Genomic DNA, 15,243 nt, shown 5'->3' on the forward strand with positions numbered 1-15,243 from the left:
GCGCGAGCCCTGCGGCGCCCCGCGGACGCGGGTACAATCCGTTTTTTGGAGCTTTCTCATGCGCCTTCTTGGAAAAGCGCTCACCTTCGACGATGTGTTGCTGGTGCCAGCGTACTCCCAGGTCCTGCCCAAGGACACGTCCCTCGCGACGAAACTCTCCCGCAATATCCAACTGAACTTGCCGCTCGTGTCCGCCGCCATGGACACCGTGACCGAGGCGCGCCTGGCCATTGCCATTGCCCAGGAGGGCGGCATCGGCATCGTGCACAAGAACCTCACGGCGCAGGAGCAGGCCGCCCAGGTGGCCAAGGTCAAGCGCTATGAATCCGGCGTGCTGCGCGACCCGGTCGTCATCACCCCCGAGCACACCGTGCTGCAGGTGCTGCAGCTGTCCGAACAGCTCGGCATCTCGGGCTTTCCGGTGTGCGACGGCGGCAAGGTGGTGGGCATCGTCACGGGCCGCGACCTGCGCTTTGAAACGCGCTACGACGTCAAGGTCCACCAGATCATGACCCCGCGCGAGAAGCTCATCACCGTCAACGAAAAGGAAGGCACCTCGCCTGCCGAAGCCAAGGCGCTGCTCAACAAGCACAAGCTCGAGCGCATCCTGGTCGTGAACGACGCGTTCGAGCTCAAGGGCCTGATCACCGTCAAGGACATCACCAAGCAAACCAGCTTCCCCAACGCCGCCCGCGATCCCTCGGGCCGCCTGCGCGTGGGCGCCGCTGTCGGCGTGGGTGAAGGCACCGAAGAGCGCGTGGAAGCCCTGGTCAAGGCCGGTGTGGACGCCATCGTGGTCGACACCGCCCATGGCCACAGCAAGGGCGTGATCGAGCGCGTGCGCTGGGTCAAGCAGAACTACCCGCAGGTCGACGTGATCGGCGGCAACATCGCCACCGGCGCGGCCGCGCTGGCGCTGGTCGAGGCGGGCGCCGACGCGGTCAAGGTCGGTATCGGCCCGGGCTCCATCTGCACCACGCGCATCGTGGCCGGTGTGGGCGTGCCCCAGATCATGGCCATCGACAGCGTGGCCACCGCCCTCAAGGGCACGGGCGTGCCGCTGATCGCGGATGGCGGCGTGCGTTACAGCGGTGACATCGCCAAGGCGCTGGCCGCAGGCGCCAGCACCATCATGATGGGCGGCATGTTCGCGGGCACCGAAGAAGCTCCCGGCGAAGTCATCCTGTTCCAGGGCCGCAGCTACAAGAGCTACCGCGGCATGGGCAGCATCGGTGCCATGCAGCAGGGCAGCGCCGACCGCTACTTCCAGGAATCCACCACCGGCAATCCCAACGCCGACAAGCTCGTGCCCGAGGGCATCGAAGGCCGCGTGCCCTACAAGGGCTCCATGGTCTCCATCGTGTTCCAGATGGCCGGTGGCGTGCGCGCCGCCATGGGCTACTGCGGTTGCGCCACCATCGAGGACATGAACAACAAGGCCGAGTTCGTGGAGATCACCACTGCCGGTATCCGCGAAAGCCACGTGCACGACGTTCAAATTACGAAGGAGGCCCCTAACTACAGGGCTGACTGAGCACCGCCGATCCAATCTGGCCTGATTGAAAATATCTGGTCAGAATGATATAGTCTGATCTGAATTCACCATTCAGGCCAGACTTTTTCTTTTTTTTGGGGGGGGGGTCGCGCATCCATGCAGTCCGTCGGCATCTACGAAGCCAAAAGCAGGTTCTCCGCCCTGATCGAGCTGGTCGAGCAGGGCGAAGAGGTGCGCATCACCCGCCACGGCAAAGAGGTTGTGCGCCTGCTGCCCGTGCGCCGCCGCCCCGTCATCACCGATGAGCAGATCGCTCGCGAGCTGGGCCAGATGGATGCTTTGCACGCCAGCATCCGGCCCGCAGGCGAAGTGGCCACTCCCGACACCTTGCGCCGCAAGGGCAGGGCTGCGGCATGACTGCCTTCGTCCTCGACGCCTCCGTCACCGCCGCCTGGCTGCTGCCCGATGCGGCCAGCGAGCACACGCGCCGCCTCTACACCCTGATCCGCCGCGACGAGGTCGAGCCCCAGGCCCCCAACCTCTGGCAGTGGGAGTGCAGCAACCTCATCTCCAGCGGCGTTCACAGCGGCCGCATCCCGCCCGCATCGGTCGAAGGCCTGTGGGGCGTGCTCGAAGCCATTCGCCACCGTGTGGAGCTGCACGAACTGGCCCCCGCCCAGCACAAGGCCGTGCTAGACGTTGCGCTCGACACCGGCCTGCCCACGTTCGACGCCGCCTACCTGTGGCTGGCCCGCTCCCTGCGCCTGCCCCTGGCCACCTTCGATGCCGCGCAAGCCGCCGCCGCCCAGCGCAGCGGCGTACCACTTCTCGACCTCTCCAGCCTTTGATCAGGCGCCCCGTTTCTTGTCATCCCCTCGACCACCCACCGCCATGCAACACCAGAAAATCCTCATCCTCGATTTCGGCTCGCAAGTCACCCAGCTCATCGCGCGCCGCGTGCGCGAAGCCAACGTGTACTGCGAAGTGCACCCCTGCGATGTGACGGACGAGTGGGTGCGTGACTACGCGAAGGACGGCTCGCTCAAGGGCATCATCCTCTCCGGCAGCCACGCCAGCGTGACCGAGGACACCACCGACCGCGCTCCCCAGGTCGTGTTCGAATTGGGTCTGCCCGTGCTGGGCATCTGCTACGGCATGCAAACGATGGCGCAGCAACTCGGTGGCAAGGTCGAAACCGGCCACAAGCGCGAGTTCGGCTTTGCCGCCGTGCGCGCCCGCGGCCACACCGCGCTGCTCAAGGACATCGCCGACTTCACCACCCCCGAAGGCCACGGCATGCTCAACGTCTGGATGAGCCACGGCGACAAGGTCACCGAGCTGCCCCCGGGCTTCAAGCTCATGGCCAGCACCGACAGCTGCCCCATCGCCGGCATGGCCGACGAAGACCGCCGCTTCTACGCCGTGCAGTTCCACCCCGAAGTCACGCACACCGTGCAGGGCAGGGCGCTGCTGGAGCGCTTCGTGCTCGGCATCTGCGGCACCAACCCCGACTGGGTCATGCGCGACCACATCGCCGAGGCCGTGGAGCAGATCCGCCAGCAGGTGGGTGATGAAGAAGTCATCCTGGGCCTCTCCGGCGGTGTGGATTCGTCCGTGGCCGCGGCTCTCATCCACCGCGCCATCGGCGACCAGCTCACCTGCGTGTTCGTCGACCATGGCCTGCTGCGCCTGAACGAAGGCGACATGGTCATGGACATGTTCGTCGGCAAGCTGCACGCCAAGGTGATCCGCGTGGACGCCAGCGACCTGTTCCTGGGCAAGCTGGCCGGCGTGAGCGAACCCGAAGCCAAGCGCAAGATCATCGGCGGCCTGTTCGTCGACGTGTTCAAGGCCGAAGCCGCGAAACTGAAGGCTGGCGATGGAGGCCACAAAGGCGCCACCTTCCTGGCCCAGGGCACCATCTACCCCGACGTGATTGAATCCGGCGGCGCCAAGAGCAAGAAGGCCGTCACCATCAAGAGCCACCACAATGTGGGCGGCCTGCCCGAGCAGCTGGGCCTGAAGCTTTTGGAGCCCCTGCGCGATTTGTTCAAGGACGAAGTGCGCGAACTCGGCGTGGCCCTGGGCCTGCCGCCCGAAATGGTCTACCGCCACCCCTTCCCCGGCCCCGGCCTGGGCGTGCGCATTTTGGGCGAGGTGAAAAAAGAGTACGCCGACCTGCTGCGCCGCGCCGACGCCATCTTCATAGAAGAGCTGCGCAACTTCACCGACGAAGCCACCGGCAAGACCTGGTACGACCTCACCAGCCAGGCCTTCACCGTCTTCCTGCCAGTGAAGAGCGTGGGCGTGATGGGCGATGGCCGCACCTACGACTACGTGGTCGCCCTGCGCGCCGTGCAGACCAGCGACTTCATGACCGCCGACTGGGCCGAACTGCCGTACGCCCTGCTCAAGAAGGTGTCGGGGCGCATCATTAACGAGGTGCGCGGCATCAACCGCGTGACCTACGACGTGTCGAGCAAGCCGCCGGCGACGATCGAGTGGGAGTGAACTGGCGTCCTTCGGACCATCGCCAGTTCTTCTGGGAGGCATTCTGGTTGCGGTCCGTCCGCATACAGGATGCCTGCTGCATGCGCAGACTGGGGCCCACCGGAGTGCATAGCCTCTTCCCATCACCGGGAGGGGCTTTCACATACGATCCCCGCCATGAGTACTTTTTCCAGTGCCTTTCACGCCGAGGTGATCCGCATGGCCCGCAAGGAGCTTAGACCCGAACTACAGGGCATGCGCAAGGCAGTCACCAGCCACCGGTCCGGGATCGCGGCGCTCAAGCGCGAGGTCAAAGCGCTGGCGTCTCAGCTCAAGGCCACCCGGCGGCATGCCCCCAAAGCGGCCGAGCTGGAGGCTGCGTCTGCAGAGCGCGTATCCGCGAAGCCGCAAGGCGAATTTTAGCCCGATGTGCTCCGCCAGATGCGCACGGCGCTGGGCATCACGCAGGCGCAACTGGCCATCTTGCTGGGCGTTTCTTCGCTGTCGGTCTACAAATGGGAGACGCGCGGCGTCACCCCGCGTGCGGCGCAATTGGCTTGGATTGACGAGGTGCGCGAGATGGGGCCGCGCAAGGCGCTGGCAGCGCTCGCACTGGATTGAAGGCGCTCTGCGCCGTCTGGATGCGAACGGTCAAAGCCCATCATCCGCAGGCGCCCGGGCAGAGGTTGAAAGCCTGGGCTTGCGTCGCTCTCTCTGGCTGCCGATCGGGAGGTTTTTCGCGCGGTGCCGCCGGGGAATGCCCAATGACCCTCCCGCCAACTGCCTGCGCGGCGCACCGGCCGGGCCGTCCGCATCTATCATCGGCACACTGCATGCCCCCTTTTTTTCGCAGAAGCTGTACCGGCACCCGGCCAACGGGCTGGCCGGTGCGTCCCTGAAGTCGATGTACAAATTCCTCTCCATGCAGCCCCAAAAGCAAACCTCCACCAACCGCTGCAGCTTTTGCGGCGCAACCAGCTACCGGCGCGTCGTCGCGCGGGATGCTGCCGGAGCAATGCGCTACGCGGAGAGGTTGGTGTGCACTGGCTGCACCCGCGAGTTCCCCAGCGTGAAGGTCTGGCGCGAAGGCCTTCCCGACGGCTCCACGGCCCCTGCGCCTGCCCCGTGAGGGGGCGCTTCCGTCTCCCAGCTCTTTGACGAGCAGCAGCAGTGCCGAACACCTTGGCGCGTGATGAGACCTGCGGCGTCCCTCGGCATCCCACCCAAACGTTGTGCAACCAGAGCGGACCCTCGACGACGATCTGTTGAACATTGTGGAAGGTGCCCCCTGTCGCCCACGTTGACGTGGCGAAGAAGGTGTTGACGGCAACCCTGCGGGAGCACACACGGCAAAAAAATCCCGAGGGCGGTGCCGCAACTGCGTGAGAAGAGCCGCCAGCCAAGCCAGCGCAAGGAGATCCCGTTTCGACCCGACATCCTCGGCGCGGTGCCGCTAGACTTTCTGCATGGCGCGCTTGCCCGCCAGTCTTCCCGAAATTGAATGGACACCAAGAATGAACGCTGAAAAAGTTGCCGTGGTCACGGGCGCCGGTTCCGGTATTGGCAAGGCTGTTGCACTCGCCCTGGCGGGCAACGGCTATTGCGTCGTGCTGGCAGGGCGACGCGCCGCACTCCTGGAAGAAGTGGCTGCGCAGGCCCAGGCAAGCTTTGGCGCGGGAGCCCGCATGCTGTGCGTGCCCACCGATGTGTGCGACCCCGCCGCCGTGGAAAGCCTCTTTGCACAGGCCGTCGCCCGCTTCGGGCGCGTGGACTTGCTGTTCAACAATGCGGGACGAGGCAATCCACCCGGCTCCTTCTTGGACTGGACACCGCAGCAGTGGCGCGACGTGGTGGATGTGAACCTGAACGGCATGTTTTATTGCCTGCAGCAGGCCTTTCGGACCATGCGCGATCAGACCCCGCAGGGCGGGCGCATCATCAACAATGGCTCGATTTCTGCACACGCGCCCCGGCCCAACTCGGCCGCCTACACCGCGACAAAACATGCCGTGATGGGTCTGACGAAAACTGCGGCACTTGACGGGCGCGCATACAACGTCGCGGTAGGCCAGATCGACATTGGCAATGCCATGACGGACTTGGCGTCGCGCATGGCCAAGGGGGTGCCGCAGGCCAATGGGGAAATCGCCATCGAACCCTTGATGGATGCCGACATCGTGGCGCAGTCGGTGCTGTACATGGCCAGCCTGCCTCTGGAGGCGAACGTGCTGTTTCACACGGTGATGGCCACCAGGATGCCGTTTGTTGGGCGAGGGTGAGATCCATTCAGGGCGATGCTTGTGCGGGACGTGCGATGCATGGCTCTGGCGGGGGCAACCATTGCTACACCTGCTGCTGAAGTGGAGCGTTCACCCCCATGGCGGGTTTCGCCCCTGATTCAGGAACGCTGCGAATCCAGTGGCTCGTGGCTCCTTGCCACTTCCTGCGCCATGGCATGGCTTTCGATCAGCAGCTGGTAGGGCGGGAACACGGCGCTGTAGGCCTCGGCCCATTGCAGCGCATCCTCGCGGTTCCAGGTCTTTTGCACTTCAGAACACACGGCGGCCGTGTCCATCGGCACCACCCCGGCCTGCACGATGCGCGCCAGCGTGATCTCCTGGGCCATCTTCGAGTAGGTGCCCGAGGCATCGATGACGGCGAACACCTGGTAGCCCTCATGCACCGCCGCGATGCTCGGAAAGGCCATGCACACGCTGGTGATGGTGCCGGCGATGATGAGCTGCCTGCGCCCCGTGGCCTTCACGGCGGCGACGAACTCGGGGTTGTCCCAGGCGTTGATCTCGCCCTTGCGCGCCACATACTGCGCGTGCGGTGCGTATTTGTGGATCTCGGGGATCAGCGGACCGTTCGGACCCTGTGGCACCGAGGCCGTGGTGATGACCGGCATCTTGGCCAGCGTTGCCACCTTGGCCAGCGTCGTCGCGTTGCTGCGTACCTCGGTGAAGGGCATGTCCTTGATGGTCTGGAACAGGCCGCTCTGGTGGTCGATCAGGAGCATCGCCGCGTTGTCAGGGTCGATGATCGGTCGTGCGCCGCTGAAGTTGGCGATGGTGTTGGGGGTGTTCATGGTCATCTCCTGGAGTTTGCAAATTGCCCGGGACGGGCGGATGGGACGCAGCCGTGCCCCTCCGGCCAGCAAGTCCGGAAAGCCAACACCGCGCCGAAGGGAAAAGAGGGGAGGCCTTCCTTCTGGAAAGCCTCGTGTGCTCAGGCCGTCATCAGGCCGAAGCGGCCGCTGCTGAAGTCGGCCATGGCCTGGCGGATCTCGGCCTCGCTGTTCATCACGAAGGGGCCGTAGCCCACCACAGGCTCGTCGATCGGTTCGCCCGACAGCCACAGCACGGTCGCATCGCTGTGGGCCTCGATCTCCACGCCGCTGCCGGCGCGCTCGAGGTGCACCAACTGGCCTTCGCGTGCGATCGCACTGCCGTTGACCAGCACCGTGCCGTGCAGCACGACCAGCGCCAGCGTATGACCGTCCTTCGCGTCGAAGCGGCCCACGCTGCCCTGGCCGATGCGGATGTCCCACACATCCATCGCCGTGAAGGTGCGCGCCGGGCCGCGATGCCCGTCGAACTCGCCGGCAATCACCCGCACCCGGCCCGCGCCCTCGGGCAGGTCCACGGTTGGAATCTGCGCATCCACCAGGGCCTGGTAGCCCGGCGCGGCCATCTTGTCCTTCGCGGGCAGGTTGACCCAGAGCTGCACCATCTCGATGGTGCCCCCGCGTTCGGTGAAGGCGCGCGAGTGGAATTCCTCGTGCAGGATGCCGCCGCCGGCGGTCATCCACTGCACGTCACCAGGGCCGATCAGGCCGCCCGCACCGGTGGAGTCCTTGTGCTCCAGTTCACCCTGGTAGACGATGGTCACGGTCTCGAAGCCTCGGTGCGGATGCTGGCCGACGCCGCGAGGGCGCACGGCCGGCCCGAAGGGCGTCGGCGCCGCGTGATCGAGCAGCAGGAACGGGCTCAGGTGCTGGCCCAGGCCGTCATAGCCAAACAGCGAGCGGACAGGGAAACCATCGCCCACCCAGTGTGGACGGGGAGCGCTGTAGACACCGAGAACTTTCTTCATTTGCATCTCCTTGCGTCGCCAGACAAAGGTCTTGGCCGATGGATAGAGAATATGGTTTGAACGATGATCCTGGTAGTTGGCAATATTTGCCATCAGAGTTCTATTTAAGGAACGATAAGGCCTGTCCCTGATGAAAGACCTGAACGATCTTTACTACTACGTGCAGGTGGTGGACCACGGCGGCTTCGCGCCGGCCGGTCGCGCGCTGGGCATGCCCAAGTCCAAGCTGAGCCGGCGCATCGCGCTGCTGGAGGAGCGCCTGGGGACGCGCCTGATCCAGCGGTCCACCCGGCGTTTTGCCGTCACCGAGACCGGCCAGACCTACTATGGCCATTGCAAGGCGATGCTGGTGGAGGCCGAGGCCGCCGACGAAGCCATTGCGCTGGCGCATGCCGAACCACGGGGCATCGTGCGCATGACCTGCCCGGTGGCGCTGCTCGATGCGCGCATCGCCGACATGGTGGCGGCTTTCATGGTGGCGCATCCGCGCGTGGAGATCCATCTGGAGGAAACCAATCGGCGCGTGGACGTGGTGGGCGAGGGAATCGACGTGGCCATCCGCGTGCGTCCGCCGCCGATCGAGGACAGCGACCTGGTGATGCGCGTGCTTGCGGAGCGCGGGCAATGCCTGGTGGCATGTCCGCGCCTGCTGTCCAATGGCATACCAAAAACACCCGCCGACCTGGCGGGCCTGCCGAGCATGGACCTGGGCCTGCCGCAGCATGAGCATGTGTGGAACCTTGTCGGCCCCGAGGACGCCCGGGCGGCCATTCGCCACCGGCCGCGCCTGATCACACGCGGGATGCTGGCGCTGCGGGCCGCCGCCATCGCAGGCGTGGGCGTGGTGCAGCTGCCCTCCATGATGGTGCGCGAGCAGATCGAGCACGGCCAGCTGGTCCACGTAATCCCCGGCTGGGCGCCGCGCCGCGAGATCATCCACGCGGTGTTCGCCTCGCGGCGCGGGCTGCTGCCGGCGGTGCGGGCGCTGGTGGATTTCCTGGCGGACCGGTTTCAGGCGCTGGACGAGGACTGAGCTGCCAGGGGCAGCGCTGGAAGGGCAAGCCGCCGCATTGCCGCGCAGCCGGTCACCGTCAACGGGATGAAGAACTCATGCACCGCGCGTTCGCGGTACGCCCATGGGCAACGCCGGAACAGACGGAGTCTGGTGCGCGCCCCGAGGCCGCGGGGTGGGCTGCCAATCCGTCGGTCACCGCGTCCCCGTCAGGCCGGAAGCCAGCGCCTTGGCGTTGTGCGCGAAGAGCTTGAGATAGGTGTCGGCCTCGGTGCCCGGCGCCGAGAGCGCGTCCGAGTACAGCCTGCCGCCCAGCACCGCGCCGCCTTCCTTCGCGATGCGCTCCACCAGGCGCGGATCGGTGATGTTCTCGACGAACACCGCGCGCACGTCCTGCCGGCGGATCTGGTCGATCAGCTTCGCCACATCGGCGGCCGAAGCCTCGCCGTCGGTGCTCACGCCCTGCGGCGACAGGAAATCGACGCCATAGGCCGCACCGAAGTAGCCGAAGGCATCGTGCGAGGTGATCACCCGGCGCTTGGGGCGCGGAACGGCCGCGAGCTGCGCACGCACCTCGCGGTCGAGCGCCCGGATCTGCTCGGTGTAGCGCGCCGTGCGCTGCGCGAACACGCCCGCAGAAGCGGGCCGCAGGCCGCCCAGCGCGTCGCGCACATTCGCAACGTAGCGCTCAGCGTTCGCGAGGTCCTGCCAGGCGTGCGGATCGCTGCCGTGGCCCGGCTTGCCCCCGTGGCCGTGCCCATCCTTGCGCAGCTTCACGCCCTGGCTCGCGGTGACCACCTTGCCGCGATAGCCCGAGGCCCGCACCAGGCGGTCGATCCAGCCTTCGAACCCCAGGCCGTTGACCACGACCAGGTCGGCGCGGGCCAGGTGGCGGGCGTCCGCCGGGCTGGGCTGGAACACGTGCGCATCGGCATCGGGGCCCACCAGGGCGACGACGTCGACGGCATCGCCGCCCACCTCGCGAACGATGTCCGCCAGGATGGAAAAGCTGGCAACGACCCGCAGCGGCCGTTCGGATTGCGCCAACGCGGGAGAGGCAGCCAGCGCCAGCAGCAGCGCCGCGACGGAAGATCGGCGGGAGAGGGTCATGTCAGGCCTTGCGGTGTGGACGGCGCCGGTGGCGCCAGAGAAGGCCGTCGCGGGGGCCCGCGGCGACGGAGAGCAGATAGGCGATGCCCGCGACCAGCACGATGGCCGGGCCCGACGGCCACTGCGCGTGGTACGACAGCAGCAGACCGATGAAGCCCGAGAGCGCCGCGATGACGGCGGCCACCAGCGCCAGGCTCCAGACTTCCGCCGCCCAGAAGCGCGCCGCCGTGGCGGGCAGCATCATCAGGCCGACGGCCATCAGGGTGCCCAGGGCCTGGAAGCCCGCCACGAGGTTCGCCACGGTCAGCACCAGGAAGACGGCGTGCACCAGCGTGCCGCGGCCGCCGACATTGCGAAGAAATCCAGGGTCCAGGCACTCCACCACCAGCGGCCGATAGATCACGGCCAGGACGGCCAGCGTCACGCTGGCGACGCTGGCGATGAGCAGCAGCGCCGCATCGTCCACGGCCAGGATGGTGCCGAACAGCAGGTGCATCAGATCGACGCTGCTGCCGTGCGTGGAGAGCATCAGCACGCCCAGCGCGAGCGCGATGAGGTAGAAGGCGGCGAAACTCGCATCCTCGCGCTGCGACGTGGTCCGCGTCACGAAGCCCGCCGCGAGCGCGACCGCGAGCGCCGCGAAGAAGCCGCCCAGGCTCATGGCCGGCAGCGAGAAGCCGGCGATCAGAAACCCCAGCGCGGCCCCCGGCAGCAGCGCGTGGCCCATGGCATCGCCCACCAGGCTCATGCGCCGCAGCACCAGCAGCGTGCCCATCGGCGCGCTGCCCAGGCTCAGGGCCAGCGTCGCGACCAGCGCGCGGCGCATGAAGCCGTACTCGGAGAACGGCTGGAGGAGCAGGGACGCCAGCGTCATGCGGCTTCCTCGCACAGTGCCGCACCGTCGTCCCAGGCCTCGGCCATCTGCCGGGCGCGGAACAGGTGCTCGGCGTGCAATACCTCTGCGGTCGGTCCCCAGGCCACGCAGCGCCGCGCCATCAACAGCGTGCGGTCGAAATGCCGGCGTACCTGCTCCAGGTCGTGCAGCACCGCGATGACGGTGCGCGACTCGGCGTGCCAGCGGGCCACCACGGCGAGCAGGTCGGCGGTGGTGCGCGCATCGATGGCGTTGAAGGGCTCATCGAGCAGGATCACCGGTGCATCCTGCAGCAGCACGCGCGCGAACAGCACGCGCTGGAATTGGCCCGCGGACAGCTCGGCGATCCCGCGGCGTTCGAAGCCGGCCAGGCCAACCGCATCGAGTGCGTGGTGCACGGCCTCGCGCTGCGGCGCGTCGAGTCCGCGCAGGCTTCCGACGCGCGACCAGTGGCCCAGCGCGACCAGATCGAACACGCGGATCGGAAAGCTGCGGTCGATCTCGGCCTGCTGCGGCAGCCAGGCGATGCAGCCGGCGGCGCCGGCTGCGCGCTGCACCTCCCCTTCGACCGGCGAGACGCGCCCCATGATGGCCGCCAGCAAGGTGGTCTTGCCCGCGCCGTTGGGCCCGACGATGGCGGTGAGCGAACCCGGTGCGAAGTCGCCCGACAGGTGGTGCACGGCCGGGTGGCCGCGGTAAGCCACGGTCAGGTTGCGCAGGCGGATCGCCGCGTGTTGGGGGAGGGCTGTCATCAGGAGATGGCCCAGGCCACGGCGAGCCACAGCAGCGCGATCAGCGCCAGCGCACCCACGACCCGTTTCCAGGCGCCGGCCATCAGCAGGCTTGCGACACCCCTCATGCGCCCGCCGCTTCGGCCGCGCAGTCGGCGCAGCGCCCCTGCAAAACCATACCGTGGCGCTGCGCGGCCAGGCCTTGCGTCACCATGCCGCCCATGGAGATCCGGCAGGCACGAATCGGGTGCGTGCGCTCCCAGGCCTTGCGATGAAAGTAGGGATGGTGGCGGTGTTCCATGGGTTTATATTATTGCAAATGAATTATCAATTGCAATAAGAGGGTCTGGAACGCTGGACACGGGGTGCTCGCCTGGGCGGGCGGGGCGTACTGGAATCACGGGCCGATCCAGGCCACGCAGGCGTTGTGTTGCGTGCTGCCGATGGAGGCGCCCGCGCGGGCGTCCAGCCCGCGCTACTGGCCGGGAATCTCCGGCTCGGGATACGCGGGTTTCACCTCGCCGGGCTTCTCTGGCACCGAGGCGGGGACGGGGCGGCTTTCCGGCTCGGACTCGCTCGGCACAGGATTCGGCCTCTCCGGAGTTTCGGGCTCGTGCGTCTGGGGTTTTGCGGGGATGGGATTGATCATGGCAGCCCCTTGGGTACGTTGAAAAATCATCCAGTGGGTCGCTTTGGCTGGCGGGCGGCAGTGCGGCGACGCGGCTGCACACCGGGAGGCCAGGGCAGAAGCTTCCTCGCAGCGGGATTTCACTGCCCGCCGGTCTTGCCTCCAGGATTTTGGGGGCCCGCGCCGCGGTGGGACTTCGTCCAATCGTAGGGCGAACCATCTGGCAGCCGCCGATCTGCCACCGTATTCACACCGGCATGCCCCACGCTCTCCGCCAGTTCGCTCGAGATGCACACATGGCGCTTTCCTTCCTTGCGTTTGATCTCGCACAGAGCCAGCGCGGCCTGGAGTTTTCCGGAGTCAAAAATCTCCATCCCAGGCACCCCGGGCTGTTCTTGCCAGTAGACGACGATACTCATGGCGACTCGGTTTCCTATTTCTGTCCGGTGGTGCTCAGGCTATCTTCCCATGCGGGCCCGGGTGTTGCCATGGGTTCCCGGTGCGATGTAGGAGAAAGGCGTAGCGAAGGCGCCAAGCCGCGGGTCAGAACCGCATGCGGACCGCGCCTGCGTCACGCTCCTTCACCCACCCCGCCAGAGAAACTGAACGCGTGTTGCGGCCATCAGGGCAGGCCCGCGACGAGGCCTGCGGTTTTCGCGGGGCCGCCGCTCAAGGGCATTGCGGGCTGTAGCCCGATCGCAAGGACGCTGCCCAACACGCCGGAGAATCTCGCCCGATGGCGCATGCCCACGCAGAAGATCAGGCCCGCCAGCGCCTTGCCGGAATTGGGCGTCGCCCTGCAGGATGCGCGGGACATCGAGGCATGCTGTCAATGCAGCGCTGAAAGAAGCGTCCGTGGTGCCCGCATGCGGGAAATGTCGCCGCGTGGCTCAATGTTGGTGGAAGGTGTCCGTGGGTTTCTATGCCTGGACTTCACCGGTGAGCGGATCGTAGGCCCGCCCGTCGGTATCGATAATGTTCCCCGTCACCGTATCGTACTTGCCCAGACGATAGGTGCCGGCGCCCTTGCCATCCAGGCCGATGTAGTCGGATCGGGCAAGAACCACGCGATTGTTCTGGGAAACAACCCCGTCCTTGGTCCATTTGTTGTCCATGAGCCATTCGGATACTTGGACGCCCTCTGGAGCGTCAATCTTTCCGTCCATGCGCATCTTGACGAGCGTTGGATCCATATTGAAGCCCTCTGCCGCAAGCAGTTGGGCGGGGTTCTTCTTGTAGAAAGTGGCCGTCTCCTTGGTCATCGTCGACAGGTCGCTTTTCACCAGTGTGGAACCGTCCGTGGGGAACTTGGACAACTTGCCGCTGCGGATGGCTTCGTAGTCAGCGGCAAACTCGGGATGGTTCTTGAAGAACATGTAGCGGCTGACGGTGCGCTCATCTCCCGCAGAAAGTGATAGAGAAAGAACCTTGACATAGTCTGGTGGCTCATAGTCTGCTGCGAAGGTGTCGCCCAGGCCGTCTTCCCACTCGCGGAATTCCTCCAGGTTGCTGAAGGGGGCCTTGGCCGAGGCCTGTGTGGTGGCCCCGGAGTCCTTGTTGTACAGGGCGGCGGTTGATTGATAGGGCTGGGTCTCCGACACGGTGGCGGGTGTCGCCGCCGTACCCGCCGTCTTGCCCTGGGAGCCTTCCGCGGACAGTTCTTCCAGCGTGGTCTTTAACTCTTTCAGGAAGGTGAGGGGATCGGCGTCCGCATGCTTTTGGGCTGTGCGCTCGGCCGCCTTGGCCGCCAGGGTGCTGGAGACGCCCAGGGACGTCAGCATGTTGGTGGCTTGTGAAATATCGAACATCTTGCGACTCCTTCGGTGGGGCGGGCGATCCATGGCGTGGCACGGGGCCGGCGAGGGTTCTTTGGGCCTTGCTCCGATGGTCTCCCAGTTCGTCCTTGGCAATCCTCCGGTAAGAGGCGTAAAAACTGTACTTTTTGGCCAGTGGGCTGCGGTGGGCGAGTCCGTACCGGTGCCACCCTTGTCCGCAAGGATCGGCGTGCCGTGGGGACGCCACCTTTTTTCAGGAGCCAACGGGATGTCTGACGGCCTGCGGTGGCTGCCGGGGATGGAGAACCTGCCCTTGTCTCCAGCCGCGCGGCGCCATGACCACCACCTCTTTTTCGCCGTGCTGGCGGATGGCGCCGTGGCCGCCCGCGCTGTCCGGCTGTGCGACCAGGAGACGGCCGCCCGCCAGGTGGAGGAGGGCCACAGAGTGCGCACCGAGCGGTTGCATGTGACGCTGGCCTCGCTCGGATGGGATGCCGAGTTCAGCCCGCGCAAGGTCTGGTGGGCGTGTGCGGCCGCCGCGCAAGTTCGCGCACCGGCGTTTTCGCTGCGGCTGGACCGCTGCCTGAGCTTTCAGGGGCGCCAGTCCAGGCGGCCCCTGGTCCTGTGCGGCAGCGAAACCGGCGTGGCGGGCATGGTGGCGCTGCACCAGGCGCTGCGCCAAGCCCTGCGGGCGTGCGTGCCAGGCCCTGCGCCAGCGCGTGCCGAGCCATCGTTCACGCCGCACATGACGCTGCTCTACGGCCCTTCTGCCGTGGAGGAACACGGCGTGGAGCCTCTTGAATGGAGGGTGGATGCCTTTCAGCTGCTCTACAACCGCCGCGGCTCGCCCGGGCCCTACCAGGTGCTGGGGCGCTGGGGCCTGGGCCTGCCGGCCTTTTTTCAGGCGGAGCAGGGCCGGCAACCCGCGCCGGCCGGCGAAGATCCGCCGCCGCGGGGTGGTTTAGATCAAATGCTATAAAAAAAGTAGCTGCCAGCGCTTGAAGGATAAGCCGTGGGGGCAGTTTTTATTCAG

Annotated in this window: 19 protein-coding genes; 10 read left to right on the forward strand and 9 right to left on the reverse strand. The window is 66.4% G+C overall.

Going from position 1 to position 15,243, the window contains the following annotated elements; genetic code table 11:
- The first annotated feature begins 58 nt into the window (after nucleotides 1-58).
- From guaB to AC3RCE_RS11155, 8 genes are all read left to right on the forward strand, one after another.
- Nucleotides 59-1,534: an IMP dehydrogenase gene (gene guaB, locus AC3RCE_RS11120; protein ID WP_056414478.1), complete on the forward strand. Its 1,476-nt coding sequence runs from the start codon at nucleotides 59-61 to the stop codon at nucleotides 1,532-1,534.
- Nucleotides 1,535-1,651: 117 nt separating this feature from the next.
- Complete coding sequence (locus AC3RCE_RS11125; protein WP_218294366.1) at nucleotides 1,652-1,912, forward strand: type II toxin-antitoxin system Phd/YefM family antitoxin; 261 nt, start codon at nucleotides 1,652-1,654, stop codon at nucleotides 1,910-1,912.
- A complete protein-coding gene (locus AC3RCE_RS11130) occupies nucleotides 1,909-2,343 on the forward strand; it encodes a type II toxin-antitoxin system VapC family toxin (protein WP_218294367.1) in 435 nt (144 codons plus the stop codon). The genes AC3RCE_RS11125 and AC3RCE_RS11130 overlap by 4 nt, the downstream gene beginning before the upstream one ends.
- Nucleotides 2,344-2,386: 43 nt before the next feature.
- Nucleotides 2,387-4,006: a glutamine-hydrolyzing GMP synthase gene (gene guaA / locus AC3RCE_RS11135; protein WP_492255191.1), complete on the forward strand. Its 1,620-nt coding sequence runs from the start codon at nucleotides 2,387-2,389 to the stop codon at nucleotides 4,004-4,006.
- A gap of 156 nt (nucleotides 4,007-4,162) precedes the next feature.
- A complete protein-coding gene (locus AC3RCE_RS11140; protein ID WP_492255192.1) occupies nucleotides 4,163-4,408 on the forward strand; it encodes a hypothetical protein in 246 nt (81 codons plus the stop codon).
- A gap of 18 nt (nucleotides 4,409-4,426) precedes the next feature.
- Complete coding sequence (locus AC3RCE_RS11145; protein ID WP_492255193.1) at nucleotides 4,427-4,606, forward strand: helix-turn-helix domain-containing protein; 180 nt, start codon at nucleotides 4,427-4,429, stop codon at nucleotides 4,604-4,606.
- A 136-nt stretch (nucleotides 4,607-4,742) separates the two neighbouring features.
- Nucleotides 4,743-5,114, forward strand: coding sequence for a hypothetical protein (locus tag AC3RCE_RS11150; RefSeq protein ID WP_369642321.1), 372 nt, complete (start codon nucleotides 4,743-4,745; stop codon nucleotides 5,112-5,114).
- A gap of 385 nt (nucleotides 5,115-5,499) precedes the next feature.
- Nucleotides 5,500-6,264 (forward strand): SDR family oxidoreductase, encoded by a 765-nt coding sequence (locus AC3RCE_RS11155; RefSeq protein ID WP_369643894.1) that lies wholly within the window; start codon nucleotides 5,500-5,502, stop codon nucleotides 6,262-6,264.
- A gap of 119 nt (nucleotides 6,265-6,383) precedes the next feature.
- Here the strand turns inward: AC3RCE_RS11155 and AC3RCE_RS11160 are convergent, their stop codons facing one another.
- Nucleotides 6,384-7,073, reverse strand: a complete 690-nt coding sequence (locus AC3RCE_RS11160; protein ID WP_492255194.1) for a hydrolase — start codon at nucleotides 7,071-7,073, stop codon at nucleotides 6,384-6,386.
- 140 nt (nucleotides 7,074-7,213) lie between these two features.
- A complete protein-coding gene (locus AC3RCE_RS11165; protein WP_492255195.1) occupies nucleotides 7,214-8,080 on the reverse strand; it encodes a pirin family protein in 867 nt (288 codons plus the stop codon).
- 130 nt (nucleotides 8,081-8,210) lie between these two features.
- On the opposite strand from AC3RCE_RS11165, the gene AC3RCE_RS11170 reads away from it, so the two are divergent.
- Complete coding sequence (locus AC3RCE_RS11170; protein WP_492255196.1) at nucleotides 8,211-9,113, forward strand: LysR family transcriptional regulator; 903 nt, start codon at nucleotides 8,211-8,213, stop codon at nucleotides 9,111-9,113.
- A gap of 174 nt (nucleotides 9,114-9,287) precedes the next feature.
- On the opposite strand, the gene AC3RCE_RS11175 is transcribed toward AC3RCE_RS11170, so the two are convergent.
- The 7 genes from AC3RCE_RS11175 to AC3RCE_RS11205 form a co-directional block, all read right to left on the reverse strand.
- Entirely contained in the window at nucleotides 9,288-10,202 is a 915-nt protein-coding gene (locus AC3RCE_RS11175; RefSeq protein ID WP_492255197.1) for a metal ABC transporter substrate-binding protein, read from the reverse strand.
- 1 nt (nucleotide 10,203) lies between these two features.
- The gene (locus AC3RCE_RS11180; protein ID WP_492255198.1) at nucleotides 10,204-11,076 is read right to left on the reverse strand and encodes a metal ABC transporter permease; all 873 of its coding nucleotides are present in this window, start codon (nucleotides 11,074-11,076) and stop codon (nucleotides 10,204-10,206) included.
- Nucleotides 11,073-11,828: a zinc ABC transporter ATP-binding protein AztA gene (aztA, locus tag AC3RCE_RS11185; protein ID WP_492255199.1), complete on the reverse strand. Its 756-nt coding sequence runs from the start codon at nucleotides 11,826-11,828 to the stop codon at nucleotides 11,073-11,075. The genes AC3RCE_RS11180 and aztA overlap by 4 nt, the downstream gene beginning before the upstream one ends.
- 103 nt (nucleotides 11,829-11,931) lie before the next feature.
- Nucleotides 11,932-12,108 (reverse strand): hypothetical protein, encoded by a 177-nt coding sequence (locus AC3RCE_RS11190; protein WP_218297566.1) that lies wholly within the window; start codon nucleotides 12,106-12,108, stop codon nucleotides 11,932-11,934.
- Nucleotides 12,109-12,282: 174 nt separating this feature from the next.
- Nucleotides 12,283-12,456, reverse strand: coding sequence for a hypothetical protein (locus tag AC3RCE_RS11195; RefSeq protein ID WP_218338810.1), 174 nt, complete (start codon nucleotides 12,454-12,456; stop codon nucleotides 12,283-12,285).
- A gap of 119 nt (nucleotides 12,457-12,575) precedes the next feature.
- Nucleotides 12,576-12,854 carry a hypothetical protein gene (locus AC3RCE_RS11200; RefSeq protein ID WP_218297565.1) on the reverse strand — a complete coding sequence of 93 codons (279 nt, stop codon included), beginning with the start codon at nucleotides 12,852-12,854 and terminating at the stop codon, nucleotides 12,576-12,578.
- Between the two features lie 501 nt (nucleotides 12,855-13,355).
- The gene (locus AC3RCE_RS11205) at nucleotides 13,356-14,243 is read right to left on the reverse strand and encodes a hypothetical protein (protein WP_492255200.1); all 888 of its coding nucleotides are present in this window, start codon (nucleotides 14,241-14,243) and stop codon (nucleotides 13,356-13,358) included.
- Between the two features lie 235 nt (nucleotides 14,244-14,478).
- On the opposite strand from AC3RCE_RS11205, the gene AC3RCE_RS11210 reads away from it, so the two are divergent.
- On the forward strand, nucleotides 14,479-15,189 hold the full coding sequence (locus AC3RCE_RS11210) for a 2'-5' RNA ligase family protein (RefSeq protein ID WP_492255201.1): 711 nt from the start codon (nucleotides 14,479-14,481) through the stop codon (nucleotides 15,187-15,189).
- Nucleotides 15,190-15,243 lie beyond the last annotated feature (54 nt).

It is taken from the genome of Acidovorax sp. GW823-FHT05D11 (assembly GCF_058795695.1).